We start from the raw sequence: 24,332 nt of genomic DNA, 5'->3' as shown, positions 1-24,332 counted from the left end.
GGTTGACAGAGGATGTCTCATGACACCTCCACCTGAACGGCTTCCTGCATCCCGTTGACGCGCTTGATCATCTGCGCGGCCAGCACGGCCGCGACGACCAGTCCCGCGGCGGAGATCGTGGACACCAGCGCGACGTCGTCCTCCGCGCTGCGGCCGCCGATCATGCCGAGCACGTTCGAGCCGATGTAGGTGATCCACCAGCCGGTCACGAGGCCGCTCTGAGGCCGCTTCTGCAGTCCGACCATGGGCTGCGTCCGGTCGGAACCGCGCCAGATGTCCTGCATCACCGCGTACGGGATGAACAGGTTCCCGAACGGGATGATCCACCCGAGGATCACCCACATGTTCGTCCAGCGGTGCTGGTGCCTGGACGTGATGATGTCGGAGTTGAGCCGCGCCTGGCGCATCCAGGCGATGAACAACACCCCGGCCACGACCTGCACGAACACCGCGATGAAGTTGGCGGCCACGTCCGAAGCCGGATCCACGGACGTCCAGAGCAGGGCGGCCGTGACGACCTGGGTCCCGGCCGAGAACGCGATCACCGCCGTCGCCGCCGTACCGATTCCGCGCACGGGTCTGACAACCTCTGAGCTCAAGTGAATTCCCCCAGGTAGAACGTACGTCCCCCGACGTCGGCGCGGAGCGTACATCCTCAACGCCCGATCGAGCGATACCTTTGGTCGTGCGGGGCTAAATGGCCGCCGGTACGAACGAAGACATGCCGAAACTGCTGAGCCTCGCCGCCGTACTGCTCACGACCGTCGCGCTCACGACGTCCCCGGCGCTCGCCGCCGAGCCCGTCAAGGCCAGCGCGGACTTCCAGGAAGCCCTCTTCTCCCCCGCCGACGGCACCCTCGACTTCGAGGAGACGACCGACGGCATCAAGGTCACCGGCAAGTTCCAGAAGGGCTTCGCGTCCACCAAGCCCGACGACTACCAGCTGCAGGTCCTCGACGGCACGAAGGTGATCGTGGACTTCAGCAAGGACTTCCAGCAGGTCGCCGAGATCGAGTCGCCGGCGGTCGCGCAGTTCGAGTTCACCACGAAGACCAAGCAGAAGGTCGCGGACATCCGCAACGAGGACGTGGTGATCCGTCAGCTCGTGGACGTGGCGGCCGGCATCAAGGTGCAGGCGGAAATCGGCCGGGCGAAGGTCACCAAGGGCTGACTTTCAGCGGGCGTCCTCGTAGTGCAGTGAGGGCGCCCGCCCCTCCAACGCCCGTTCGACCGCCTCCAGCACCGCACGGCTCGTGCGCTGTGTGGCGTCGTGAGAGAAGTGACCGAGCAACACCTGTTGCGTCGGGTTCGGCAACACCGGATCCGGCACCGGGGCGCACGTGTGCACCTCCACCACCGGCGCACCTTCTGCCAGGAGATGCTGCACGGCTCGTAGAACGTTGACGCGGTAGTTGGCGTGCACCCACGCGACCAGCAGGTTCACCGGCATGCCCTGCAGTTCGTACTCGACCTCGGACGCCAGTTCGTGAGGCTTGGCCCAGTCCGCCCGAACCCACGTCGGCCGGTGTCCCAGCGAGATCGACGCCCGCGCCGCCCGGCCAGGCCCGTCGTCGGCCATCAGCGGCTGGGTCCGCGACGGCAGCACCACCCGCCACCCGCGCGTGGACAGCACCTGCGCGCACCCCGCCAACATCCCGGTCCCGCCGAGCACCAGTGCGGTTCTCACCGAGCACGCTCCTCCCCGACCGAGGCCAGCGGCCCTGCCAGCCACCGTTCCACCTGGCCCTGCCCGCGCAACCGCACGACCACGGCCTGGTCGACCAGGGCGAGCACCCTGGCCCGGTTGCGCCAGTAGGACTTCCAGCCCCACCGCAGGATGTGCCCGGAGTCCGTGAACACCGACCACAGCGGCGATTCCTGGTTACCGTTCCACAACTCCACCCTGCTCGCGCGACGTCTGACCGTGCGACGGACCAGCCGTCCCATCACCGTCGCGAACGGGTGATCGAGCCACACCACGGTGTCCGCACGTGCCAGCAACACCGGCCGCGCCTCGCGGTACTGGAACTCCGTCACCCAGGTGTCGTCGCCCGCGAAGGCCTGGACCTCGGTCAGGAACTCACGTCGGGGCGTCCAGCGCGGACCCCAGTACAGGCTGTCGAGCTCGACGTGCCGCAGGCCGTGCCGCCCGGCGATGCGCAGGCAGAGCGTCGACTTGCCGGATCCCGCGTTGCCGGCGACGAGGATGCGCCGGGGCACGTGCGGCAGCGGATCAGCTGGTCCGAGCAACGGCATCGAGCCAGGCTAGGCGAAAACCCAATGATCACAACACAAAAGCAGGCCCCCGGAAGACCGGGGGCCTGCTTCGTGAAACAACGTCAGAGAGCGGTGACGTTCGTCGCCTGCGGGCCCTTCTGGCCCTGCGTGACGTCGAACGAGACCTTCTGGTTCTCCTCGAGGCTGCGGTAGCCGCCGCCGTTGAGGGCCGAGTAGTGGACGAAGACGTCAGCGCCGCCGTCCTCGGGGGCGATGAAGCCGAAGCCCTTTTCGGCGTTGAACCACTTGACGGTGCCGTTTGCCATGTACTGCTCCTTCAATGCTGAAGAGCAGACCACACTTTGTGGCCGCTCCAGTGGTTGGTCGTGAGCTGACCGCCCCAACCGCTAAGAAGGAGAATCGCTCGCAACTGAAGTTCGGCGAGCGTGAAATGACACGAACACAAAACCGCAACCAGCGAAGAGTCTACCGCATCCGGTGACCTAGTGTCGCTTGCGCTGCGGAACGGCGAATCGCTGCTGCATGGACGAGATCCGCCAGATCAGGAAGACCGCCAAACCGGCCGCTACCAGCGCACATAGGGTCGACAGCGTCGAGAACACCACGTAGGCCGGTGTGTCGAGGAGCAGCGACTCGAGTATGTCGCACATCACCATGGCGAGGAACGTGTACTGCCAGGGCCGGATCAAGGGACTCGCCACGCGTTGGTCGAACGGCACGTCGCGCTGCTCGGGGTCACTGGCCTTCCACACCTGCGGCATCATCCGCACGCCGTGCAGGGCGATCGCCTCGGCGTTGTGGGTGGCGGCGCGGAACCACAGCAGGAACGCCACGGCCGCGGGCAGGACCAGCACGATGGCGAGGAAGCTCCACGAGGACGACCCGCCCCGCCAGTCGTTGACCGTGCCCCAGACCGACTCGGCCGCGACGAGCGCGATCAAGCCCTGGCTCACGTGGCCAGTCAGCCGGACGTCCTTCAAGTCGATGTAGGTGTCCAACGCAACTCCCCGAACACAGCGGACCCGGCGGGAGACTACCGCCCGAAACCGCAGCCCAGCTCGTCGAAAGTCGCGATCTTCTCGGCGGCGCGCACGACGACCTCGTCGATGCCGTCGAGGATCACCCGATCGCCCATGCGGCGGGCGGGCAGCAGGGGAACGTCGGTCTTGCCGCACTGCTCCACAACGGACGTGAACGCCCGCGCGGCGGCCAGTGGGGCGACGAGAGGTTCGCCGGTCTGCCGGTGCCGGATCAGGTTCTCCAGGAGGTCGACCGGTGGTGGCACGGCCATCTTGTGGTCGTTGACCGTCAACCGGTCGTCGTCGTACCACCACACGGCCTGTCCCAACGAGCCGTGCACCAGCACGACCGGTGGCAACGATGTCGAGGCGCACAGCGTGGTGGCGACCACGACCGGAGGCACGCCATCAGCCGTCACGCGGACACAGGCCGTGTCGTCGGAGGTGATCGTGTCGCGGCAACGGAACAGCTCCAACTCGACAGCGATGTCCGAACGCTCCTCGACGTCGGCGAGCAACAGAGCGTTCTGCAGGGCGTGCGCGAACGGGTTCACCAACGTCCCGTCCTCGCCCTGCCGACCGGCCCACTTCGCGCGCTCGTAGTAGGAGTCCGTGCGTACCCAACGGCCCGCAGCGCCGATGCCGGAGATGTCGCCCAACGCGCCGGAGCCGATCAACGAGCACAGGCGCCGGTACGACCCCGTCCCCTGCGACTGGAACCCGACCTGGCACACCAGCCCGCGCTTCACCGCCGCCGCCGCGATCTCTTCGTAGTCGGTCACCGACAGCAGCGCGGGCTTCTCCACGAGCACGTCGCAGCCGAGCTCGAACGCGTCGAGCACGAGCTCCCGATGGGTCGAGGGCGGCGAGGAGATCACCACGATCTCGGGGTGCAGTTCGGCGGCCAGCGCCGGCAGGTCGGGGTAGGACGGCACCGGCACGTCCCCCACGTCCGCCACGTCGACGACGCCGACGAAGGTGGCGACCCCGTCGTGCCCGAGCCGGAGCAGGTTCTCCACGTGCCGTGCCCCGTGCCCCCGAGCGCCGACCAGAGCAACACGCATCGTCCTCACCCTTCTCGGGTGGACTCCGCCGCCAGCGCCAGGGGTCCGCCGATCACCACCGCCAGCGGAGGCAGGGCCCACACCAGCACTCCGGCGACCACCAACGCGGCCATCAGCATCGGCCGAGGTGCTGCGAATTTCAATCCGCCGCGCCAACCGAGACACGCTTGCGACAGGATCCATGCCCCGATGGCGGAAGCGGCGGCCAGCACGGCGAGCCGGACGGGCAACGGCGCGGGCAACACGGTCACCACCAGCACGACGTCCACCACCAGCACCGAGCCCACCACCGCGAACACCACACCCGGCACCCACCGAACGCGCAGCAACGACCAGAACCGCCCCACCGGCAGACCGTCCCGCAGGACGGCGCACGCCGCTTCGAACGCCGAGAACGCGGTCACCAGCGGGAGCGACGCCACGAACACGAACACCCCGATCAGCAGGGTGTCGGCGAGGACCTCCAGTCGTTCGCGCGTCATCCCTTCAACCCCGTCGTGGCCACCCCGGCGACCAGGAACCGCTGGAACGCCAGGAAGAACAGCCCGATGGGCACCAGTGACAGCACCGACATCGCGAACATCGGCCCGTACGAGGACGACGACGTCTGGTCGATGAACAGCCGCAGCCCCATCGGGATCGTGTAGTTCTCGGTCGAGGACAGGTAGATCAGTTGCGCGAAGAAGTCGTTCCAGGTCCAGATGAACGTGAAGATCGCCGTCGTGACCATCGCCGGGCGGGACAGCGGCAGCACCACGTACCGGTAGTTGCGGATCGGCCCGCACCCGTCGATCTTCGCGGCCTCGTCCAGTTCGTACGGGATGCCCCGCATGAACTGCACCATGAGGAACACGAAGAACGCGTCGGTCGCCAGCAGCTTCGGCAGGATCAGCGGCACGAAGGTGTCGATCATCTCCAGCCGCTGGAACACCACGTACTGCGGGATCAGCGTGACGTGCGCGGGCAGCATGATCGTGACCAGCGCGAACGCGAACAGCGGGCCGCTGAGCCGGAACCGCAGCCGGGCGAACGCGTACGCCGCCAGCGAGCACGAGACGACGTTGCCGATCACCGCGCCGCTCGCCACGATCGTCGAGTTGCCCAGGAACGTCCAGAACGACTCGCCGCCCGCACCCTCGAGAGCACCTCGATACCCGTCGGTGGTCACACGTCCGGGGAACAGCGACCGCAGGTTCGCGACCAGGTCCTCGACCGGTGTGAGCGACGCCGAGATCAGCCACACGATCGGGTACAACACCAACGCCAGCGCGGCCAGGCACAGCAGGAAGACCAGTACCCGCTTCATCGTTCGTCCCCGTAGAACACCCAGTACCGCGACGTCCGGAACAGCACCGCGGTGATCAGCGCGATCGCCACCAGCAGCACCCACGCCATGGCCGACGCGTAACCCATGCGGAACTCCGTGAACCCGCGCTCGTACAGGTAGAGCGTGTAGAACAACGTCGAGTCGGCCGGTCCGCCGCGTCCGCCGCTCACCACGAACGCCTGCGTGAACGCCTGGAACGCGTGGATCGTCTCCAGCACGAGGTTGAAGAACAGCACCGGCGACAGCATCGGCAACGTGATCGACCACAACCGGCGCCACCAGCCCGCGCCGTCCACCGCGGCCGCGTCGACCAGGTCGCGCGGGATCTGCTGGAGCCCGGCCAGGAAGATCACCATCGGGGCGCCGAACTGCCACGCGGACAGCAGCACGATGGTGATCAACGCGTAGTCCGGCGTGTCCACCCAGGTGTCGAAGATCGCCCGCCACGCCAGCGCCAGTCCGACCGAGGCGCCCAGCAGCGAAGGCGCGTAGAAGGCTGAACGGAAGAACGCCTGCCCCTTGCCGCGCAACGAGTTCAGCAACAGCGCGACGGCCAGCGCGAGCACCAGTTTCAACGGCACGGACCACACGACGTACCGCAGTGTCACGCCGACCGACTGCAGGTAGCGCGGGTCGTCTCCGAAGAGCTTCGCGTAGTTGTCGAGGCCGACCCATCGTGGCGAGTTGAACAGGTCGTAGTCGGTGAACGACAAGTACAGCGACACGACCATCGGTGCGACGGTGAGGCCGATCGCGCCGAGCAGCCACGGCCCCAAGAACAGATACGCGACGCCCTGTGAGTTGTTCGGCCGCCGAGGGGGCGCGCCCTCGGCGGCCGACTTCACCGGTGCGGGAGAGACCCGCTCGGCGAGCACCACTACTTCAGCGCCTCTTCCGCGTCGCGCCAGAACTCGTCCAACGCCTGGTCGATCGTCTTCTTGCCGAAGACGACCTCCTCGTGCTTGCGCTGCATCAGCTTGTAGATCGCGCCGTCACCCTTCGGCGGGGCGGGCGGGGCGTCACCGAGCTTCGCATCGACCGACCTCTGGTACTCGAAGATCACCTTGTTGGCACCGCTGAGGTTCTGCGCCACGGCCGCACGGATCTTCAGGTTCGCCGGCAGGCCGCGGTTCGCGCCGAGGATCTTGCCCGCGTCCGGGTCGTTGAGCAGGAAGTCGATGAGCTTGACCGCCGCGTCCTTGTTCTTGGTGCGGGCCGACGCGCTGATCAGCTGCGACGGCTTGCGGTACGAACCGAGCACTTCTTTGCTGTCACTCGGGTACGGGCCGAGCTTGAGCTCGTCCGGACGCACCGTGTTGTAACCACCGTAGAGGCTGTCGTAGCTGTGTTCGGACGCGGAGAGCTTCTTGCCCATCGGGGTCTGTTCCGCACCGGCGTTCAGCGTCGTCACCAACTCGGCCGGGGTCGTGGCCTGCGCGTCGCGGAAGTCCTTGGACAACTGCCAGAACGCCTTCAGGTCGTCCTTCGAATAACCGAGCTTGCCGTCGTTGTAGAGGGCCTTGCCGCGCTGCCGCAGCCAGGTCTCGAAGACGTCCTCGGTGCCGCCGAAGTCCGTGGAGCCCGCGACCTTGCCACCGGTGCTCGCCTGGATCTTGCCGGCGATCTCCTTGTAGTCGGCCCAGGTCCAGCCGATCTTCGGTTCGGCCACGCCCGCCGCGGCGAACAGCTTCGGGTCGTAGACGATCGTGGTGGCGTTCTGCGCCAACGGCATCGCGACCTGCTTGCCGTTCAGCTTGCCGCTGCCGACGAAACCGGAGTTCCAGTCGGCCGTGCGGATCTCCTTGCCCACGTACGGGGTGAGGTCCAGCAGCACGTTGCGGCCCGCGTACTCGTTGAGGTAGCGGTAGTCCATCTGGATCACGTCCGGCGCGTTGCCGCCCGCGATCTCGGTGGAGAGCTTCTCGAAGTAGTTCTGGAAGTTCTGGAACGACGTCGCGACCTTGATGTTCGTGTTGCGGCTCTCGAACAGCCGCACCGCCTCGTTCGTCACCTTGGCGCGGTCGTCGTTGCCCCACCAGATGAACCGGATCTCGGTCTGACCGTCCGCGCTGGAACCGCCGCCACAACCCGACGCCATCAGCGCTGCGCCGAGTACTAAGCCCACAACCTTGTGCGCTTTCACTGGTCTCCTCATCTGAGGTCGATGACGTCGACGACGCGGACCGGTTCCCCGGTCTCGAAGCTGCGGTTGGCGGCGAAACCAGTCAGCAGCGAGAGCGCGCCGTCGTAGTGCGTTGCCTTGCGTCCCAACGGGTCGTCCTGCCCGGGCGGCCCGTACAGCGCGTCGACCATGCGTTGGTCGGCACCACCGTGACCATCCCGGTCGTACTCCAGCGGGATCTCCTCCCGTTCTTCGAACAGGCGCTGCACGGACAGCTTCGCCCACCCCTGCTCCGGGTTGGCGTTCACACCGTGCACCGCCGGGTGCTGGCTCGACACCCAGGAGTTCTCGACGACTTCGAGTTCGAGACGCCCCTTGCTGCCATTGACCATCAAGCGGTATCCCTCCCACGGCGAGTACGCCGTGAGGTGATACGTGAGGTTCGCGCCGCTGGCGTAGCGGACGAGCACCGACATGTCGTCCTCAATGGACACACCGGGCTCGAACGGGTTCTGGTCGCGGCGGTAGCCGTCCTCGTGCCTGGCGTCGAGGTAGAGCTTCTTGAGCCAGTCGTTCTGCTCCAGCTTCAGCTCGAACCGGTCGTCGTCGGTGTAGTCGTGCCGCTTGCCGTTTTCCTCTCCGTAGAAGAACAACCGGCCGTGCGCGTACACGGTCTCCGGCACCGAACCGACCCACCAGTTGAGCAGGTCGAAGTGGTGGGTCGCCTTGTGCACCATGAGGCCGCCGGAGTTGGCCTTGTCGCGGTGCCAGCGGCGGAAGTAGTCGGCGCCGTGCCGGGTGTCGAGCAGCCACTCGAAGTGCACGGACCCGATCTCTCCGACCGCGCCGTCCGCCAGCAGCGCGCGGACCTTCTCGTGGATCGGGTTGTAGCGGTAGTTGAACGTGACGGTGACGTTGCCGTCGTTGCGGTGCACCGCGTCCAGGATCTTGCCGGCCGACGGGACGTCCGTCGTCATCGGCTTCTCCGTCACGACGTCGCGACCGGCGTCCAGTGCCTCGACGACGTACATGTCGTGAAAGCGGTCGACGGTGGTCACCACCACCACGTCGACCTGCTGCTCGTCGAGCATCCTGAGGAAGTCTTCCGCGTCGTACGCGGGGACCGGCTCGACCCCCAGTTCAGCGAGCCGGTCGTTGTGGACCTTCATCCGGGTGCGGTTCACGTCGGCGAACGCGACGAGCTGACAGGTGTCGGCGTGCTCGACCGCGATGGCGTGGATGTGCCGCTCCGCCCGCGCCCCGGTGCCGACCACTGCGTAGCGCCTGCGGGCCATCAGGACCTCCCCGGTAAACGGTTTCCCCACGCTAGCCGCACCGGCCCTGACCTCGTCAAGAGCTCGCGAAAACCTTTTCGGCTGTTTCATGGACATGAACGGCAGGATGGGTCCATGCCGACCCCTGTGGTGCTCGACTGCGACCCCGGCCACGACGACGCGATCGCGATCCTGCTGGCCGCCGGCTCGCCCGAGATCGACCTCCGCGCGATCACGACTGTCGCCGCGAACCAGACGCTCGACAAGGTCACGCTAAATGCACAACGGATCTGTTCGGCCGCCGGAATTTCGGTGCCGATCGCACGTGGGTGCGCACGGCCGTTGGTACGGCCCTTGTACGTGGCGGAGGACATCCACGGCGAGTCCGGAATGGACGGACCGGCGTTCGGCTCGATCACTGTGGACGTGGTGGAGGAACACGCGATCGACGTGATGCACCGGAACATGCCGGCGACGTTGATCGCCACGGGCGCACTGACGAACGTGGCTGCTTATCTGACCCGTTACGGCACCTCTGCCGTGCGCGAGATCGTGCTCATGGGCGGGTCGACCGAGCGCGGCAACACCACGCCGTACGCGGAGTTCAACATCTACGTCGATCCGGAGGCCGCCGCGATCGTCTTCGGCAGCGGTGTGCCGGTCACGATGATCGGGTTGAACGTGACGCACCAGGCACTGGTGACGCCGGGAATCGTTGCTCAGTTGAACGCGCTGGGGCCGCTCGGACGCATCTGCGGCGACCTGATGACGTTCTTCGCGGCGACCTACCGCGACGTGTTCGGGTTCGAGGCGCCGCCGTTGCACGACCCGGTGGCGGTGGCGCGGGTGATCGATCCGACGCTGGTGACGTGCGTCGAGGCGTTCGTGGGGATCGAGACCACGGGGACGTTCACGCGGGGCGCGACGGTCGTCGATCTGCACGGCCGGCTGGGGCAGCCACCGAACGCCCAGGTCGCGGTGGGGCTGGACGTGGCCCGGTTCTTCGACCTGGTGATCGACGCGGTGGGGCGCCTCTGAGGCGCCCCGTTCAAGACGCTGATCAGCTGATGCCGCGGTCGCTCAGCAGCGCCCACTGGCTCCAGCCCGCCTTCTCCTTGTAGAAGCGGCGGATCAGCTTGCCGTCGTCGGTGCGGGCGAAGACCTCGACGGTCTTCGTCTGCGCGTGGTACATCGCGGTCGGCGCCTCGGACACCTTGGTGTTGCCGAGCTTGGCCCACGCGGTCCAGCCGCTGTCGGTCGCGCGCGAGTGCTCGACGATGCCGCCCTCACCGAGCTGCACGACGTCGATCGAGCCGGTCGTCGAGTTGAACACCGCCGACGGCGCCCCGGTGCCCTTGCCGCCGAGCGACTTCCAGACACCCGCCGCGTACTGCTCGACGCTGCCGGTGGCGGTGCGGACGAAGATCTGGTCGACGGCCACGCTCGGGTCGCTGACGATCTTGGTCTCGCCCTGGTCCTGCCAGGAGGTGCCGTCCCACTTGACGAGCTTGTCGTCGGCGGACCGCGCGTAGAGGTCCTTGTCCGCGACGGCCGGGTCGCCCTGGATCTTGCGGTCGCCGACCGGCGCCCACTTGTCCGTGAAGGCCAGCAGGGTTCCGTCGGTGCCGCGGGCGAACACCTCGACGGCCTTGTTCTTGTCGTTCCACCTGAGCACCGGGCTGCCCGCGACGGCCGTGTCGCCGAGCGCGAGCCACTTGCCGTCGACGCGGCGGTAGATCCGGTTGTCCGTGCCGCGCGCGAACACCTCGACGATCTTCGTCTCGGGGTTCATCAGCGCGACCGGGTCACTCGCGAAGATCTCGGCGCCGAGCTGCTGCCAGCCGTTCCAGCGGCTCGTCTTGTGGAAGTTCGTGATGATCGTGCCGTCCGCGGCGCGCGCGTAGATCTCCAGCTGCTGCTGGCCGGTGTTGGAGATCTGCGGGCCGGAGGTGACGACGGGCTTGTCGGTGACCGGGGTGTCGCTGGTCGTGGTGCCACCGGCCTCGACGATGCCGTTGTAGCGCAGCGGCACGTACCGCTTGGCGGTGCTCGCGCTCCAGACCCGCTGCACCGGACGGCTGCCGTCCGGCCCGGCCTGCTCGCGCACGATCGGCCGCGTCTTGGCGGCGTCCGCCCAGCCGATGAACAGCGCGACGTGGTTCTCGCGGTCGTTGAGCGCGTCGCCGGGGCGGAGGTCCGCCCAGTCGACGCGGTGCGCGACCTGCTCGAGAATGTGGGTCGTGTAGGAGATGCGCAGGCCCCAGGCCATCGAGACGAAGCCGGAGCAGTCGGTGCGGTAGGCGCCGTACTTGTTGCCGAAGCAGTCGCTCTGGCTGTACGGCACACGGGCGCTGATCCACGTGCGCGAGCGCGCCAGGATCTCGGTGCGCGTGATCTTCGAGTTGGCCTCGTACGTTCCGCAGACCACCCCGCCCTCGGCAGCAGCGATCGCGACGTCTGGCATCGCCAGCGTCGAGCCGAACGTGATCGCCGCCGCGGCGACCGCCAACATCCCCCACGACTTCATGCCGGTCACGGTAGCAAGCCGATGTGAAGTTTTGGTCCGGTCGAACGGACCGACTTCCGGCCTGGCGCCCAGTCGGGTGACGATCTTGAACAGGCGGTGCCGGACTGGTAGCCGGGGGTGTGCGTCAGCCCTCGACGCCGACCAGGCGGTCAACCGTGAACGGCCAGCCGAACCCGCGGGCAGCGAACTCCGCCCTTGCGGCCGCCGCGATCTCGCCCGCGCGGGCGGTGTCACCCTCCTGCGCGGCCAGCACCGCCGCCACCGGTTGCACGGCCAGCCAGGTGAGGTCCTGTTCGTCGCTCACCGCCGCGGCCAGCGCGAGTTCGGCGGCGGCTCCGGCCAGGTCGCCGCGCCGGACGAGGGCATAGGCGAGGTCCACCCGCAGCAGACCGGTGTCGGCGCCTGCCTCGGCGTCGTCCAGCACGGTGCGCAGGCGGTCGACGGCCTCGTCGAACCGGCCGGCGAGCAACGCGGCCCTGGCCCTGATCATGCCCACGTGGGTGGCGCCGATGGCGTCGCCGAGCCGTTCGGACAGGGCTTCGGCCTCGTCCGCGCGGGCCAGGGCGGCGTCGGCGTCGCCGGCGCTCAACAGCGTCATGCTCTCGTTGACCAGGCCGCGGGCCAGGCCGTGCTCGTCGCCGAGGGAGCGGTCGATGGCGTTGGCGGCCAGATGGTTGCGCAGGGAGGCGTCGAGGTCGCCCGCGTACATCTGGGCGATGGCCAGCACGCAGCCCAACGCCGACACATAGGTGACGTGCTCGACGCGTTCGGCGACGGCGTGGCCGCGTTCCGCCCAGGAGATGGCCTGGGCCGGGCAGCCGCGCTGGATCTCGGCGATGGCGCGGTAGTAGAGGACGCGGATGGTCAGGAGGTCGTCCGCGGCGAGCGGCGCGGCCCGGTCCAGGAGTTCGCTCGCCAGCGACAGGCGGCCGATCTGGGTGCAGAAGAAGCCGTAGTTGCACAGGGCGAGCGCGCGGACGTCGTCGGGCACGTCGGCGTCGATCAGGCCCTCGTAGACGCGGGCGGCCTGCACGACCAGGCCGCGCACCATCCAGGCGTCGTGCATGTCGACGGCCAGGCGCAGCCCGGCACCGGCGCGCGGCGTGCCGGCCGCCGTCTCCAGCGCGGACAGCAGGTTCGGCCACTCCTCGTACAGCTCGCCCATCACGCTCGCGGCGTCCGCACGGATCTCGCGGGCGGTGACGAAGGCGGAGCACCAGGCGAGGTGGCGGGCACGCACGGCCTCGGCTTCTTCGAGCTTGGCCAGGGCGTAGTGGCGGACCGTTTCGAGCATGCGGAAGCGCGGGCCCTCGGTCACGGCGACGAGGTTGCGGTCGGCCAGTTCGGTCAGCGTCGCGGCGACGTCCGCCACCTCGACGCCGTCGAAGGCGAGCACCTCCTCGGCCGCTTCGAGGGTCCAGCCGCCGAGGAACACGGCCGCGCGGCGCAGCACGGCCTGCTGGACGTCGTCGAGCAGCTCGTGGCTCCAGTCGAGGGCGGCGCGCAGGCTGCTGTGCCGCTGCCGGCTCCCCCGCAGTCCGCCGACCAGCAACCGCAGCCGGTCGTCCAGCCTGCGCGCGAGCTGCGGGACGGACAACGTGCGGGTGAGACCGGCGGCCAGCTCGACGCCGAGCGGCAGGTGGTCGACGGCCGCGCAGATGGCGTCGACCTCGGCGGAGGGCTCGGCTCCGCTGCGGTCGCAGAACAGCAACGCGGACGCGCCCGGAGCGAGCGCACCGACGTTGCGGACCTCTTCGCCGTCGGCGAGCAACGGCCGTTGGGAGGTCGCCAGCACCGACAGCTTTCCGGTGCCGGACAGCAGTTCGGAGACCACGGACGACACGGCGGAAAGCACGTGTTCGGCGTTGTCGACGACGAGCAGCGCGCCTTCGAGCTCGGCCAGGTAGTCCTCGCCGGCCTCGGCGACGAGCGCGGGCAGGATCTCGTCGGCGGCCCGGACCGCGGTCAGGTCGAGCCACACCACCGGGCGTTCGACAACGCGCGCGACCTCCAGCGCGAGCCGGGTCTTGCCGCTGCCCGCCACACCGGTCAGCGTCAGAAGACGGGTCACCGCCAGCCGTTCGACGATGGCGGCCCGATCGGCGTCACGGCCCAGGAACGTCGTGCCGGCCGCCGGCAACCGCCGTTTCGGAGCACCGCCCGGCGCTTCCTGGCGCAGGATCTGCAGTTCCATCGACACGGTCTCCGGAGCCGGGTCGACACCGAGCTCGTCGGAAAGCCTGGTCCGCAGCCGGGCCAACACGGCCAATGCGTCCGCTTGACGTCCACCGCGGTAGAGCGACAACGCGAGCATGCAGCTCAACCGCTCGTGCAGCGGATGCTCACCAACGAGTTCCTCAAGCTCAGCACGCAACTCGATACCCGCGCCCGCTTCCTGCGACACGGCCAGAAGACCGACACGGAGGTCAACGCGCAGAGCGTCGAGGCGCTCCCCCTCGGCGAATCCGAACGGCACCGCGCGCAAGTCGGCCAACGAGTCGCCGCGCCACAACGCCAGTGCGTTGGCAATGACCTCACGGCTGCCGTCCGACAACGCCTGCTCGGCGGTGACCACATCGGACGGTGCGGCGTCGAGCAGGTAACCCGCGCCCGTCCGCGACAAGGCCGAGGACGCCTCACCGAGGTTCGCCCGCAGCCGGGAGGCCAGCACGCGCAAACGTTCGCGCGGACGGGCCAGGTCGACGTCGCCCCAGAGGTCGCGGGCGAGCCGTTCGTCGGAGACGGCGGCACCGCGCGCCAGCGCCAGACGTGCGACCAGTGCGCGTTCGAGCGGCCGGTCAAGCGTGATCGTGACATCGGAAACGCGCACGTCAACAGGCCCGAGAAGGCGCACCGAGAGGGTTGGCACAAGGTCAGCATCTCACGGTGAGACGTTCGTGAAACGCCGGATCGCCAGGCTCGTCCCATGGACATCACGGCGTTGCGGAAGGTGCAGGTGACCTCGCCGCACGACATCTCGGCGACCATGCGGTTCGCGGCGCGGCAGCGGCTCGCGGTCACGACCAGCCGGCAGCCGAAACCGCACGAGGTGGCACTGGACCTGAGCGCGTTGCGGGGGATCACGATCAACGCCGCTGAACGGACCGCCGAGGTGCAGGCGGGCGCGACCTGGGCCGAGCTGGACGCGGCGACGCAGGCACACGGCCTGGCCACGCCGGGACCGCGGCTGTCGCACGCCACGGTGGTGGGCGCTGTGCTGGCGAGAGCACACGGCTGGCTAACGCCGTTGCACGGGACGACCGCGGACAACCTGGTTCGCGCCGAGTGCATCACGGCCGATGGCCGGCTCATCACCACCGAACAGCCGGAAGGCGTGATCACCAGCGTCACGCTGAAGCTGCACCCGTTGGACCACAAGGTCTACGGCGGAGTGCTGCTCTACCGGCTGGCCGATGCGCCGGCCGCACTGGGGGTGCTCGGCGAACTCGCGTCGAGGGGGCGCGAGTTCGCCGGGCTGGCCGCGTACGTCACGGCACCGCCGGAACGGTTCGTGCCGGGCGATCTGGTGGGGCGCAGGGTGTTGGCCGTCGTGCCCGCGTTCATGGGCGACCCGGTGATCGGCGCGTCCTGTGCCAGACCGTTGCGGGTCAAGGCAAGGCCTTTGGTCGATCAAGCCCGTCCGCTGGCCTATGTGGAACACCAGTCGCTGTTCGATCACCACGTGCCGCACGATCTGCGCTGCGAGACGACCGAGGTCTCCGCGCTGACCACGGAACTGGTGCGCCACTTCGAAGACACGAGCACCGCATTGAGGGTCCTGGTCCCGAACCCGTCGGGCTGGACCGTGCACGAGGGAGAACAGTGAGAATCACGATCATCGCCGCGCTCGTGGCAGTGCTCGCGGGGTGTGGTGCGGCAGCGAAGCCGACGTCCACCACACCGACGACGGCACCCCGGCCGGACGCCCGGACCACCGCGCAGGGGGACGTGCGGGACGGCGACGCCCGCGCCGGCGACATCGCGAGCGCCGACGAGCAGGACACCTACGACGTCGATCTCGGTGACGCCACGGAGTTCGAGCTCGTCGAGGTCGAGGGCGAGGTGGACTTCAAGGTCACCGCTCAGGAAGACACGAACCAGAAGGGCAACGGCCTGCCCGGCCCGAACCAGTTCGGTGTCACCGCACCTGGCAAGCACAAGCTGGTCGTCTCCGGGCATGAAGGCCAGCCGGGCAAGTACAGCTTCCGCCTGGTGACGTTGAAGAAGCGCGCGTTCCAGTCGAAGCCCGGCGAGATCAAGGGCAAGCTCGACGTCCCCGGCCGAGTCGACGTCCACACGTTCGACGCGGCGAGCGTGGAGATCGAGGACGGCAAGCCGTGCGAGGACATCCAGCTCGGTTTCTCCGCGGAGTCGGCCGAGGACGAGGCGAAGACCTACACGCCGCACTACGTCTGCTGGAACCCCAAGCACGAGGGCGAGAACGGCAAGACGCAGATCGTGATCTGGTCGGAGAGCGGCAAGACCGGCGACTACTCGTTCACCGTCCGGGAGCGTTGAGGCTCGCGATGAGATCGGCGTCCGTGATCTCGGCGGTCACCCACGCCAGCGGGTAGCTCAGCTGGATCGTGTCGATCTCCCTGGTGAGGCGCACGCCGGGCAACACCTTGCGCACCAACGCGAGCATGCCCTCGTTGTCCGGCAGCACGTCGCCGTGCAGCTCCGCGAGGCCGATCCTGGCCGCCACCGTCGTGAGCTCCTCCAGCAACCGGCGCCCGACGCCACGGCGTTGCCACAGGTCGATCACGGCGACGGCGATCTCGGCCCCGCACTCGCTGGTCCTGATCAACCGCGCGATGCCGACCGGGTCGCCGCCGATCCGCGCGCACACGGCCGCGTGCCGTTCGCCGTCGACGTCGACGAGCACCCGCCGGGCCGAGGCGGTCAGCCGTGGCGTCGGCGAGTGGAACCGCAGGTAGCGGCTTCGCGCCGACAGTCCCGCGAACACCGCGTCGACAGCTTCCGGCGCGGTGTCGCGGTTGAGCTCGGTGACGCGCATGAGGATCGACCCCCTGGGTTCGGAATCCGAACTGTAGCTGAGTTCGAAAAACGAACGCAAGGGATATCCTGGGTTCATGTCGTACGCGAGTTTCGCCAGCATGCCCTGCACGCTGAGCCGTCCGGCCGCGTTGCTGGGCGAGCGCTGGACGCTGCTGCTGCTCCGCCAGATCTTCCTGGGGACCCGCCGCTTCGAGGACTTCCAGTCCGCGATGGAGATCTCGCGCAGCGTGCTGACCGACCGGCTCAACGTGTTGCTGCAGGAAGACGTGCTCAAGCGCGTGCCCTATCAGCACGATGGGCGCACACGGCACGAGTACCGCCTCACTGAGAAGGGCCGCGACCTCTACCCGGTGCTGATGGCACTGCGCACGTGGGGCGAGAAGTGGATGGCCCCAGAGGAGGAGGACGAGTCGTTCCACCTGCACCACCGTGACTGCGGCGGCGGCGTGCGAGCGAAGGTCGAGTGCACTGAGTGCGGCGCCGAACTGACCGCACGCGACGTGCAGGTGACACCCAAGCAGTGAACTTGTACGGACGTGAGGTCACGACCGCTTCAGCGTGCGCAGAACCGGAGCCGTTTCCAGTTCCGTCACGCCGTCGAGCATGCCGATGCACTCGGTCTGATAGCGGTAGAGATCGCCGCTGCCCCGACAGGTGACGCTGGCGACCAGGTTCGCCGGCCCTGTGGTGGCAGCGGCGAAGTACACCTCCGGATGGGTGGCCAGCGCCGCGCCGGCCGCGGCGAGATGGCGGGGCTGGACGCGCATCCAGAGCCTGGCCTGAGTGGAGAACCCGAACTGGGCCGGATCGGCGTCCAGGTGCAACTCCAGGACGCCGGTGCGCCTGAGGTGCTCGACGCGGCGGCGGGCGGTCGTCTCGGACGTGCCCGCTTTCGTTGCCAGCTCCGCGAAACCGGCGCGACCGTCGGTGGCGAGAGCGGCGATCAGCGCCTCGTCCAGGTCCGTGACCTCCGTCGGCGGTTCAGGCTCGAACTCCGGTTTCAGGGCGGCGGCCTCGTCGTCGGTGAGGCAGGCGATGCCGCGCCAGGTGCCCGGCGACGCGAACCCGCGGAGGATGTTGTGCGCGCTCACGTCCACCAACCGCCTGGGGAGGCGGTCCAGCAGCAGTTGGTCGGGATTCGCCACCTGTTGCAGGCAGGAGATCTCGGTGCCGCCGGACATCAGGTGCACCCAGAACGTGTCCGATCGCCGGGCGAGCGCCTGGGCCAGCGCCGGACCGGCGTCCGGGGTGCAGCGGAGCCGGAGCGTCCAGGCGTGGTGGCCGAGCCGGAAGCGGTTGAGCGCACCCTTCACCCCGATGCCGCGCTCCTTCAACCGCTGGTAGCGGCGGGCGGCGGTGTGTTCGGAGGTCCCGAGCACGTCGGCGATCTTCGCGAACGGGGCGCGGCCGTCGATCTGCAGCGCGTGGACCAGCCTCTGGTCGATGGATTCCACCGTTCGAGGGTAATTCCTGCTGGATTCCGCCACTTTTCGGTCCATCACTGATGGATTGGTGCTGCGCCCGCCAGGCTGGGTGACATGGTTGATTTCGAGGAGTTCTACCGGGGCGGCGAACTGGTCGAGGGGATGCCGCACGCCGGCGTGCCGTGGGACATCGGTGCGCCGCAACCGATCGTCGTCGAGTGGGAAGCCGCCGGACGGTTCCGCGGCCATGTGCTGGACGCGGGCTGCGGGACGGGCGACAACGCGGTCTTCCTGGCATCGCGCGGATTCCGGGTGACCGCCGTCGACATCGCGCCCACCGCGATCGAAACGGCTCGTGGCCGAGGCGACGGCGTCGACTGGGTCGTGGGCGACTCGGCGGCGTTCACCGGGCAGTTCGACACGGTGCTGGCGAGCGCGTTGATCCACTGCGTACCGGCAGAGCAACGCCCCGGGCTGGCCGGCGCCCTGCGGAACGCCGCCGTCGACGGCGCGCTGCTGAACCTCACCTCGCTCGCGGTCGAGGGAAGCCCGTTCGACATGACCGAGACCGAACTGCGGACCGCACTGGAGGACGGCGGCTGGGAGATCACCCGGTTCGACCGGGACGTCATCTCGCTGACCGGCGTCTACGACATGCCCCAACTGCCGGTGTGGGTCGTGGAAGCTACCGCAGCGAGTCGAGGTGCCGGCGCAGCAACGACACCGTGAGGTCCGGCGTCATCCGGTCCGGGTGCAGCACACCGTCGACGGTGAGGCCGTTCAGCAGCGACGACAGCCGTTCGGTCTCCAGCGCGATGTCGAGATCGGCCGCCACGGTGCCGGCCTCCGACATCACGGTCAGCGCCCGGTGGCACAGCGCGCGCAGTCCGTCGTAGAGCCGTTCGGCGTGCGGGAGCAGCGAGGGGCGGGTCCGGGCTGCGGTCGCGAAGGCCAGCCACAGCACGGCTTCGTCGCGCCGGCGGTCGTCGAGCGGGAGGACCTCGGACAGCACGCGTTCGGCTGGGCGGCGCAGGTCCGTGCGGTCCGTGAGTGACCGCACGTGCTCCATGACGCGCTGGTCTATGGACTGGATGAGCGCCTCGACGGCGAAAAGGATCATGTCGTCGTGGCTGTCGAAGTAGTGCCGGATCGAGCCGATGGCCAGCCCCGCCTCCACCGCCACGTTGCGCAGCGAGGCCTGCTCGACCCCGTCCCGCACGACCACGCGGAACACCGCCTCCGCGACGGCCTGGCGACGGGCGACGGGATCGACGACTCGAGGTGACACCTCCCTTTTGTAGCATGACCCTGCTAGTTTAAGTAGCAGGGTCATGCTACAAAAGGGGGAAGCAATGACATATGCGCTGATCGCGGCCGGTGTGCTGTACGTGCTGGTGCGCCGGTTCATGGGTGAGCCGCTCAACGCGAGGGACCTGCTGGCGCCGCCCGCGTTCCTGTCGTTCTTCGGCATCCGCGCGGTGGACGAGTTCCACCTGACCTACCTGGTCCCGCTCGCCGCCGGATTCGCGTTCGGGGCGTTCCGGGGCATGACGATCAAGCTGTTCGAACGCGACGGGCACCTGTGGCAGCGCTACACGCCGTGGACGTTGGTCGTGTGGGTGACGTCGCTCGGCGCGAGCCTCGGGCTGGGGCTGCTCATCGGCGGGCACACGCCGACGCAGCTGTCCATCGGTGTGAGCATGCTCGGCGAGTTGTTCACGATCGGGGCCAAAGCGCTGAACACCGGAATCCCGTTTGCTCCGGACAACGGACAGCTGTCCAACAACGTCCGTCAGCGGTTCTATGGACGGCATGGATCGTCGTGATTTCCTCGTGGGGACCGGACTTCTCGCCGTCACGCCGACCGCCGCGTCGGCCGCGCCGGGAGTGGGCTGGGGTGCCGTGCGCCGCGAGTTCCGGCTGGACCCGACGCTGATCAACCTGGGACTGTTCTACCTCGCGTCGAACCCGCGTGAGGTGCGCACGGCCGTGGAGAACTTCAAGCGCAAACTCGACGCCAACTCGCACGACCTGATGACCGGACAAGCGCAGGAGGTCGCCGTCGCGCTCGGGCAGTACGTCGGCGGCAACCCCGACGACATCGCGTTCGTGCCCAACACGACCATCGGGCTCTCGATCGTCTACGGCGGCCTGAAACTGCGACCGGACCAGGAACTGCTGCTCAGCGACCAGGACCACGCATGGCACCAGCAGGCCGCCCGGCTGGCGGCGGGCCGGGTCGGCGCGAAGGTCAGGATCGGCACGCTCTACGAGTCCTCGGCGAAGGTCACCGAGGACGAGGTCGCCACGAGGCTGCGCAACTCGATCACACCGCAGACGCGCGCCGTTGGTATCACGTGGGTGCAGTCGAGCACGGGCGTGAGAATGCCTGTGCGGGCGTGTGCTGCCGTTGTCGCCGAAGTCAACAAGGGCCGCAAGCAAGAAGACCGCTGTCTGCTCGTTGTCGACGGTGTGCACGGACTGGCCGCCGTCGACGACGACGCGGCGCGCATGGGCGCGGACGTGGTGGTGGCGGGCACGCACAAGTGGTTGTTCGGACCGCGCGGCACCGGCATGGTGTGGGTGAATCCCCAGGTGAGCGACCAGATCGTGCCGTTGCTGCCGAGCCTGAGCAACCGCAGCGAGACGGCGTTGCTCGGGCCGGGCGGCTTCCACGCGTTCGAGCACTACTACGCGGTGAAGGCGGCCGTCGAGTTCCACCAACGCCTCGGCCGCGACCAGGTGGCGGCACGGATCACCGAACTGGCGACGAGGTTCAAGGACGGGCTCGCCGGGATGCCCGGCGTCGTCATCCACACGCCACGCGACCCGCGGATGTCCGCGGGCATGGTGTGTTTCGACGTCACCGGGCAGACCGGCGATCAGGTCGTGGCGCGACTGGAACAGAAGCGCATCCAGATCACCACGGCGGCCTACCGGATCCCGTACGCGCGGATCGGCACCGCGATCCTCAACACCCCGAACGAGATCGACCGGACGCTGAAGGAGATCCGCGCGCTCACCCGTTGATGCGGGGCAGTTCCGCCGTGCTGGGCGGCTTGAGCACCACGCTGGTGGTCTCCACCTGCACCTTCGGCCGGTTCATGGCCTCGTGCGCGGCCCAGCCACCGCCGAGGACGAGCACCAGCAGTCCGGCGGCGATGAACGGCGTGGTCGGGAGCCGCCGTTTCGACGGCTCCTCCTCGCGCGGCGCCGGCAGGAAGACCGTCGGTTCTTCGGACGGTTCGGGCTCCAGCTGTTCGGCTTCGAGCAGCGCGCCCATCGCGGCCGCACCGTCCGGTGCCCTCATCACCGGGATGTGCAACCGTTGCGCGATCTCCCTGACCACCAGCGGAATCCGCGCCGATCCGCCGACGAGCAGGATGACCTCGGGCTCGCACAGACCCGCGGTTCTGACGACGCGTTCGAGTGCGTCGACGACGAGTTCTATCGCGGGCCGGATGATCGACTCGAACTCCAGCCGGCTGAGCCTGATCTCGCGGACCTCGGCGTCGACCACCACCGGAATGCGCACCTCGGGATAGCTGCCGAGCAGTTCCTTCGCCTCGACGCAGCTCCGCACGAGCTCGGGGCTGTGCGTCCGGATCTTCGCGATCACGTGCTCGATGACCAGGTCGTCCAGGTCGAACCCACCGATCTCCACCCGCTCCGGCTGCCCGGCCAGCAGGAACACGCTTTGCTTGCGCAGCAACGTGATGTCGCAACCGGTGGCACCGAAGTCGAACACCGCCACCGTGCTGTGTTCGGGCATCTGCGCGTTGTCGTCGAACGCGATGGCGGCAGCGTGTGGTGCCGGCACGAACAACACATCCGCACGCCCCTCGTCGATCAGGTCTGCGCGGAACTGTTCGAGGTACTCGTGCGGCCAGGTCAACGGGTGCGTCATCGCGACCCGGCTCGGCGGTTCCCCGTACCGGGCCGCGAGGTCGTCGATGACCTTCGCGATCTCCTTGGCTGTGGCGTGCTGACGGTGTTTGCAGGTGGTCGTGACACCACGGCCGGTGGCGACCGTGGTGCCTGCGGATCCGAGATCGAGCCCAACCTGGTACGGCATCGCGGGTCTCCCTCATGCGCGGACACCCACAACACGTACGTCTCAGATGGCCCGGTTCACCTGGACTACAACGTCATCAGCCGTTCCGCCGCGATCCGCGCACCGTCCGTGCGCACCTGTGTGCCCACCTTGGCGGCCTGTTCGGTGAGCCGCAGTGCCTCCGCGAGGGTTTCAGTGGTCACGGCCTGCGCCGACCGTCCGATGTTCAGGCGTTCGACCTGGTTGCCCCAGTAGTACTGGTCGTACATGTGGGGCAGCACGATCTGGGGAGTGCCTGCCGCCGCGGCCGTTGTCGTGGTGCCGGCACCACCGTGGTGCACGACCGCGGCGACGCGGCGGAACAACGCCTGCTGGTTCACCTCACCGATCGCGAGGCAGTCCGGGGCGTCGTCCACGAGCCGCAGATCGGCCCAACCACGTTGCAGGACAACGCGTCTGCCCAGCGCGCGAGCGGCCTCGACCGCCTGGTCCACCTTGTCCTGGGCTCCCCGCATGCTGCCCAGGCCGAAGTAGATCGGCGGTTCGCCGTCCGCGAGGAACGCCTCCAGTTCCGGGGCTAGCGGACGTTCGTCGTCAGCCAGCCAGGCGCCGGTCTGCACGAGGTCGCCGGGACCGGGCCACGGTCCGAGCACCGGATCCGCGGCGAGCCACGGTGCGTCGCCGAAGATGTGGTCGCGGACGTCGTCGATCGGGTCGAGGCCGAGCTCGGCACGTTCGGCGTTGATCGCATTGAGCGAACTTCCGAACAACTGGCGTTGCTGGTCCCACTGCGCGAGGTTTTCCTCGGGCGTTCCGTTCACCGGAACACGGCCCAACATGGCGGGCGGCGCGTGGTGCGGTGACGGCAACGTGTTGGCGCAGAAGCTCGCGTACACGTAGCGCGCGCCGATGCTTTCCGCGATCGAACGCGTGGCGTGCTGCAGTGCACCACCTGCCACCAGCACGTCCGCTCCCCGCGCGGCCTGGCCGACGACCCGGAACTGCTCCCGCACCGATTCCTCGGCGAGCCGGCCCAGGTCCTCTGGCTTCAGCTTGACGGCGGTGACGGTGCGCAGGTGCGGGCCGACGGGCGTGTAGTCGAGGCCGTTGCCGGTCACGAGGTCCTCGAAGTCCGGCGGCGCGACGACTGTCACGTCGTTGCCCAGCGCCTTCAGCTGCACCGCCAGCGCGGTGACGGGCTGTGCCTCTCCCCGCGAACCGATCGTGGACACCAGAAACCGCATCGTGAATCCCCTCGAATCCCCTGGTCAGGCCACGAATTGTGAGGGGCACCCCCGGTCTTGCGGCAAGCCCACCGGTCGGTTATAAGTTGAGGTGGGGCGAGGAACAGCCTCTGGCGCCCTGTCCATGCTCACCACGGTGGCGCACATGGCCCAGGTCTTCATCTCCTACCGGCGCAATGACACCGCACCGGTGTCCGGGCGCCTGCACGGAGTGCTCCGGGAGACCTTCGGACAGGAATCGGTGTTCCTCGACACCTCTTCGGTCCAGCCGGGCGCGGTGTGGCCTGACGAGCTCGAAGAGGCGGTCGCCGCGGCAGACGTGGTCCTCGTGGTGATCGGGCCGGATTGGCTGCGGGCAGCGAACGAGTGGGGCGAGCGGCTGATCGACCAGCCTGCCGACTGGGTGCGCCGGGAGCTGGAGCTCGCGCTGACGTTGTCGAAACCGGTGATCCCGGTGCTGGTCAGCGGCGCCACGATGGCACCGCCCGACAAGCTGCCCGAGTCCGTCGCCGCGTTGAGCAGCCGACAGGCCGTCGAGTTGCGCGACGCGTACTTCGACCACGACGTCGAACTCGTGGCGAGCCGAATACGGTCGTTGATGGCCCCGGCACCAGGTGCGAGCGGGCGACCTCCATCCGGGCCTTATCCGGTGCCACCGCTGGAGACACCGGATCCGATCAGCGCGGAGAAGCTCGGCATCGCGCTGCGCGGCGCGCTCAGCGAGTGGACCGTGCTGGAGAGCACGCTGCCGGAAGACCCGTCCGGCGTCCGGGTCGAGCTGTTCCGCGAGTACCGCTTCCGCCGGTTCCGCGACGCGATCACGTTCATGGACGAGGTCGCGCCGGGGTGCGACATCGCGAACCATCACCCACGCTGGGAAAACATCTGGCGCACAGTCCGGGTCTACCTCACCACCTGGGACATCGGGCACCGGGTGTCCGATCGCGACATCCAGCTCGCGAAGTACCTCGACGCGGCCTACCGCCAGTTCGCGGGCGCCGACCGCTGAGTGGTGCCCGC

The 24,332-nt window shown here is 68.5% G+C and carries 27 protein-coding genes; 9 read left to right on the top strand and 18 right to left on the bottom strand.

From position 1 onward, the window contains the following. Positions 1-17: 17 nt before the first annotated feature. Positions 18-575, bottom strand: coding sequence for a DUF4328 domain-containing protein (locus B0F77_RS24900; protein WP_158102819.1), 558 nt, complete (start codon positions 573-575; stop codon positions 18-20). A gap of 146 nt (positions 576-721) precedes the next feature. On the opposite strand from B0F77_RS24900, the gene B0F77_RS24895 reads away from it, so the two are divergent. Continuing rightward, positions 722-1,171 (top strand): hypothetical protein, encoded by a 450-nt coding sequence (locus tag B0F77_RS24895; protein ID WP_143466891.1) that lies wholly within the window; start codon positions 722-724, stop codon positions 1,169-1,171. A gap of 3 nt (positions 1,172-1,174) precedes the next feature. On the opposite strand, the gene B0F77_RS24890 is transcribed toward B0F77_RS24895, so the two are convergent. The 10 genes from B0F77_RS24890 to B0F77_RS24850 all read right to left on the bottom strand — a co-directional run bounded on the left by B0F77_RS24890 (position 1,175) and on the right by B0F77_RS24850 (position 9,065). Next, positions 1,175-1,687, bottom strand: a complete 513-nt coding sequence (locus tag B0F77_RS24890; protein WP_245848596.1) for a Rossmann-fold NAD(P)-binding domain-containing protein — start codon at positions 1,685-1,687, stop codon at positions 1,175-1,177. Then, the gene (locus B0F77_RS24885; protein WP_086665378.1) at positions 1,684-2,256 is read right to left on the bottom strand and encodes a P-loop NTPase family protein; all 573 of its coding nucleotides are present in this window, start codon (positions 2,254-2,256) and stop codon (positions 1,684-1,686) included. Before B0F77_RS24885 ends, B0F77_RS24890 begins: the two co-directional genes overlap by 4 nt. 83 nt (positions 2,257-2,339) lie before the next feature. Beyond that, a complete protein-coding gene (locus tag B0F77_RS24880; RefSeq protein ID WP_086665400.1) occupies positions 2,340-2,543 on the bottom strand; it encodes a cold-shock protein in 204 nt (67 codons plus the stop codon). Positions 2,544-2,720: 177 nt separating this feature from the next. Continuing rightward, positions 2,721-3,236 carry a hypothetical protein gene (locus B0F77_RS24875; RefSeq protein WP_086665377.1) on the bottom strand — a complete coding sequence of 172 codons (516 nt, stop codon included), beginning with the start codon at positions 3,234-3,236 and terminating at the stop codon, positions 2,721-2,723. Positions 3,237-3,271: 35 nt separating this feature from the next. Next, a complete protein-coding gene (locus B0F77_RS24870) occupies positions 3,272-4,321 on the bottom strand; it encodes a Gfo/Idh/MocA family protein (RefSeq protein WP_158102818.1) in 1,050 nt (349 codons plus the stop codon). A gap of 5 nt (positions 4,322-4,326) precedes the next feature. Further along, positions 4,327-4,803 carry a hypothetical protein gene (locus tag B0F77_RS48070; RefSeq protein ID WP_158102817.1) on the bottom strand — a complete coding sequence of 159 codons (477 nt, stop codon included), beginning with the start codon at positions 4,801-4,803 and terminating at the stop codon, positions 4,327-4,329. Next, entirely contained in the window at positions 4,800-5,627 is an 828-nt protein-coding gene (locus B0F77_RS24865) for a carbohydrate ABC transporter permease (protein WP_086665375.1), read from the bottom strand. The genes B0F77_RS48070 and B0F77_RS24865 overlap by 4 nt, the downstream gene beginning before the upstream one ends. Further along, positions 5,624-6,526 carry a carbohydrate ABC transporter permease gene (locus B0F77_RS24860; protein WP_425435716.1) on the bottom strand — a complete coding sequence of 301 codons (903 nt, stop codon included), beginning with the start codon at positions 6,524-6,526 and terminating at the stop codon, positions 5,624-5,626. Before B0F77_RS24860 ends, B0F77_RS24865 begins: the two co-directional genes overlap by 4 nt. Beyond that, positions 6,526-7,791: an ABC transporter substrate-binding protein gene (locus B0F77_RS24855; RefSeq protein WP_158102816.1), complete on the bottom strand. Its 1,266-nt coding sequence runs from the start codon at positions 7,789-7,791 to the stop codon at positions 6,526-6,528. The genes B0F77_RS24860 and B0F77_RS24855 overlap by 1 nt, the downstream gene beginning before the upstream one ends. Before the next feature lie 8 nt (positions 7,792-7,799). Then, on the bottom strand, positions 7,800-9,065 hold the full coding sequence (locus tag B0F77_RS24850) for a Gfo/Idh/MocA family oxidoreductase (protein ID WP_086665373.1): 1,266 nt from the start codon (positions 9,063-9,065) through the stop codon (positions 7,800-7,802). A 114-nt stretch (positions 9,066-9,179) separates the two neighbouring features. Between B0F77_RS24850 and B0F77_RS24845 the strand changes: the two genes are divergently transcribed. Next, positions 9,180-10,082: a nucleoside hydrolase gene (locus B0F77_RS24845; RefSeq protein ID WP_086665372.1), complete on the top strand. Its 903-nt coding sequence runs from the start codon at positions 9,180-9,182 to the stop codon at positions 10,080-10,082. A 22-nt stretch (positions 10,083-10,104) separates the two neighbouring features. Here the strand turns inward: B0F77_RS24845 and B0F77_RS24840 are convergent, their stop codons facing one another. Both B0F77_RS24840 and B0F77_RS24835 read right to left on the bottom strand, forming a co-directional pair. Next, positions 10,105-11,571, bottom strand: a complete 1,467-nt coding sequence (locus B0F77_RS24840; protein WP_143466890.1) for a DUF8189 domain-containing protein — start codon at positions 11,569-11,571, stop codon at positions 10,105-10,107. Between the two features lie 124 nt (positions 11,572-11,695). Next, entirely contained in the window at positions 11,696-14,401 is a 2,706-nt protein-coding gene (locus B0F77_RS24835; protein WP_158102815.1) for an ATP-binding protein, read from the bottom strand. Positions 14,402-14,497: 96 nt separating this feature from the next. Here B0F77_RS24835 and B0F77_RS24830 point away from each other — a divergent pair, with 96 nt between their 5' ends. Beyond that, the gene (locus B0F77_RS24830) at positions 14,498-15,397 is read left to right on the top strand and encodes an FAD-binding oxidoreductase (protein ID WP_086665369.1); all 900 of its coding nucleotides are present in this window, start codon (positions 14,498-14,500) and stop codon (positions 15,395-15,397) included. Further along, positions 15,394-16,089: a hypothetical protein gene (locus B0F77_RS24825; RefSeq protein WP_086665368.1), complete on the top strand. Its 696-nt coding sequence runs from the start codon at positions 15,394-15,396 to the stop codon at positions 16,087-16,089. Before B0F77_RS24830 ends, B0F77_RS24825 begins: the two co-directional genes overlap by 4 nt. Here B0F77_RS24825 and B0F77_RS24820 read toward each other — a convergent pair. Further along, positions 16,070-16,588 (bottom strand): GNAT family N-acetyltransferase, encoded by a 519-nt coding sequence (locus B0F77_RS24820; RefSeq protein WP_158102814.1) that lies wholly within the window; start codon positions 16,586-16,588, stop codon positions 16,070-16,072. The two genes, B0F77_RS24825 and B0F77_RS24820, sit on opposite strands and share 20 nt — an antisense overlap. A 76-nt stretch (positions 16,589-16,664) precedes the next feature. On the opposite strand from B0F77_RS24820, the gene B0F77_RS24815 reads away from it, so the two are divergent. Further along, positions 16,665-17,114, top strand: a complete 450-nt coding sequence (locus B0F77_RS24815; protein ID WP_086665366.1) for a winged helix-turn-helix transcriptional regulator — start codon at positions 16,665-16,667, stop codon at positions 17,112-17,114. Between the two features lie 18 nt (positions 17,115-17,132). Here the strand turns inward: B0F77_RS24815 and B0F77_RS24810 are convergent, their stop codons facing one another. Continuing rightward, positions 17,133-18,044 carry an Lrp/AsnC family transcriptional regulator gene (locus tag B0F77_RS24810; protein WP_245848595.1) on the bottom strand — a complete coding sequence of 304 codons (912 nt, stop codon included), beginning with the start codon at positions 18,042-18,044 and terminating at the stop codon, positions 17,133-17,135. 84 nt (positions 18,045-18,128) lie between these two features. Between B0F77_RS24810 and B0F77_RS24805 the strand changes: the two genes are divergently transcribed. Continuing rightward, positions 18,129-18,743 (top strand): class I SAM-dependent methyltransferase, encoded by a 615-nt coding sequence (locus B0F77_RS24805; protein WP_086665365.1) that lies wholly within the window; start codon positions 18,129-18,131, stop codon positions 18,741-18,743. On the opposite strand, the gene B0F77_RS24800 is transcribed toward B0F77_RS24805, so the two are convergent. Next, positions 18,700-19,302, bottom strand: a complete 603-nt coding sequence (locus tag B0F77_RS24800) for a TetR/AcrR family transcriptional regulator (protein ID WP_245848594.1) — start codon at positions 19,300-19,302, stop codon at positions 18,700-18,702. The two genes, B0F77_RS24805 and B0F77_RS24800, sit on opposite strands and share 44 nt — an antisense overlap. Before the next feature lie 64 nt (positions 19,303-19,366). On the opposite strand from B0F77_RS24800, the gene B0F77_RS24795 reads away from it, so the two are divergent. Next, entirely contained in the window at positions 19,367-19,840 is a 474-nt protein-coding gene (locus B0F77_RS24795; RefSeq protein ID WP_211293994.1) for a DUF1453 domain-containing protein, read from the top strand. Further along, entirely contained in the window at positions 19,827-21,044 is a 1,218-nt protein-coding gene (locus tag B0F77_RS24790) for an aminotransferase class V-fold PLP-dependent enzyme (protein WP_158102813.1), read from the top strand. The genes B0F77_RS24795 and B0F77_RS24790 overlap by 14 nt, the downstream gene beginning before the upstream one ends. Here B0F77_RS24790 and B0F77_RS24785 read toward each other — a convergent pair. Continuing rightward, the gene (locus B0F77_RS24785; RefSeq protein ID WP_086665362.1) at positions 21,034-22,089 is read right to left on the bottom strand and encodes an Hsp70 family protein; all 1,056 of its coding nucleotides are present in this window, start codon (positions 22,087-22,089) and stop codon (positions 21,034-21,036) included. The two genes, B0F77_RS24790 and B0F77_RS24785, sit on opposite strands and share 11 nt — an antisense overlap. Positions 22,090-22,154: 65 nt before the next feature. Continuing rightward, a complete protein-coding gene (locus B0F77_RS24780) occupies positions 22,155-23,312 on the bottom strand; it encodes a glycosyltransferase (RefSeq protein ID WP_086665361.1) in 1,158 nt (385 codons plus the stop codon). Positions 23,313-23,436: 124 nt separating this feature from the next. Here B0F77_RS24780 and B0F77_RS24775 point away from each other — a divergent pair, with 124 nt between their 5' ends. Further along, positions 23,437-24,321: a 4a-hydroxytetrahydrobiopterin dehydratase gene (locus tag B0F77_RS24775; protein ID WP_211293992.1), complete on the top strand. Its 885-nt coding sequence runs from the start codon at positions 23,437-23,439 to the stop codon at positions 24,319-24,321. The last annotated feature ends 11 nt before the right edge of the window (positions 24,322-24,332 follow it).

The organism is Lentzea kentuckyensis (assembly GCF_002150765.1).
Lineage (GTDB): Bacteria > Actinomycetota > Actinomycetes > Mycobacteriales > Pseudonocardiaceae > Lentzea > Lentzea kentuckyensis.
The sequence above is the reverse complement of the archived record's forward strand: the minus strand, read 5'-3'. Positions and strand labels throughout refer to the sequence as shown.

Bases quoted from the DNA above. Each gene is read 5' to 3' on its own strand.
- B0F77_RS24895 (WP_143466891.1), top strand. From the start codon at position 722: ATGCCGAAACTGCTGAGCCTCGCCGCCGTACTGCTCACGACCGTCGCG.
- B0F77_RS24885 (WP_086665378.1), bottom strand. From the start codon at position 2,256: ATGCCGTTGCTCGGACCAGCTGATCCGCTGCCGCACGTGCCCCGGCGC.
- B0F77_RS24880 (WP_086665400.1), bottom strand. From the start codon at position 2,543: ATGGCAAACGGCACCGTCAAGTGGTTCAACGCCGAAAAGGGCTTCGGC.
- B0F77_RS24870 (WP_158102818.1), bottom strand. From the start codon at position 4,321: ATGCGTGTTGCTCTGGTCGGCGCTCGGGGGCACGGGGCACGGCACGTG.
- B0F77_RS48070 (WP_158102817.1), bottom strand. From the start codon at position 4,803: ATGACGCGCGAACGACTGGAGGTCCTCGCCGACACCCTGCTGATCGGG.
- B0F77_RS24865 (WP_086665375.1), bottom strand. From the start codon at position 5,627: ATGAAGCGGGTACTGGTCTTCCTGCTGTGCCTGGCCGCGCTGGCGTTG.
- B0F77_RS24850 (WP_086665373.1), bottom strand. From the start codon at position 9,065: ATGGCCCGCAGGCGCTACGCAGTGGTCGGCACCGGGGCGCGGGCGGAG.
- B0F77_RS24845 (WP_086665372.1), top strand. From the start codon at position 9,180: ATGCCGACCCCTGTGGTGCTCGACTGCGACCCCGGCCACGACGACGCG.
- B0F77_RS24840 (WP_143466890.1), bottom strand. From the start codon at position 11,571: ATGAAGTCGTGGGGGATGTTGGCGGTCGCCGCGGCGGCGATCACGTTC.
- B0F77_RS24830 (WP_086665369.1), top strand. From the start codon at position 14,498: ATGGACATCACGGCGTTGCGGAAGGTGCAGGTGACCTCGCCGCACGAC.
- B0F77_RS24820 (WP_158102814.1), bottom strand. From the start codon at position 16,588: ATGCGCGTCACCGAGCTCAACCGCGACACCGCGCCGGAAGCTGTCGAC.
- B0F77_RS24815 (WP_086665366.1), top strand. From the start codon at position 16,665: ATGTCGTACGCGAGTTTCGCCAGCATGCCCTGCACGCTGAGCCGTCCG.
- B0F77_RS24805 (WP_086665365.1), top strand. From the start codon at position 18,129: ATGGTTGATTTCGAGGAGTTCTACCGGGGCGGCGAACTGGTCGAGGGG.
- B0F77_RS24795 (WP_211293994.1), top strand. From the start codon at position 19,367: ATGACATATGCGCTGATCGCGGCCGGTGTGCTGTACGTGCTGGTGCGC.
- B0F77_RS24790 (WP_158102813.1), top strand. From the start codon at position 19,827: ATGGATCGTCGTGATTTCCTCGTGGGGACCGGACTTCTCGCCGTCACG.
- B0F77_RS24785 (WP_086665362.1), bottom strand. From the start codon at position 22,089: ATGCCGTACCAGGTTGGGCTCGATCTCGGATCCGCAGGCACCACGGTC.
- B0F77_RS24780 (WP_086665361.1), bottom strand. From the start codon at position 23,312: ATGCGGTTTCTGGTGTCCACGATCGGTTCGCGGGGAGAGGCACAGCCC.
- B0F77_RS24775 (WP_211293992.1), top strand. From the start codon at position 23,437: ATGCTCACCACGGTGGCGCACATGGCCCAGGTCTTCATCTCCTACCGG.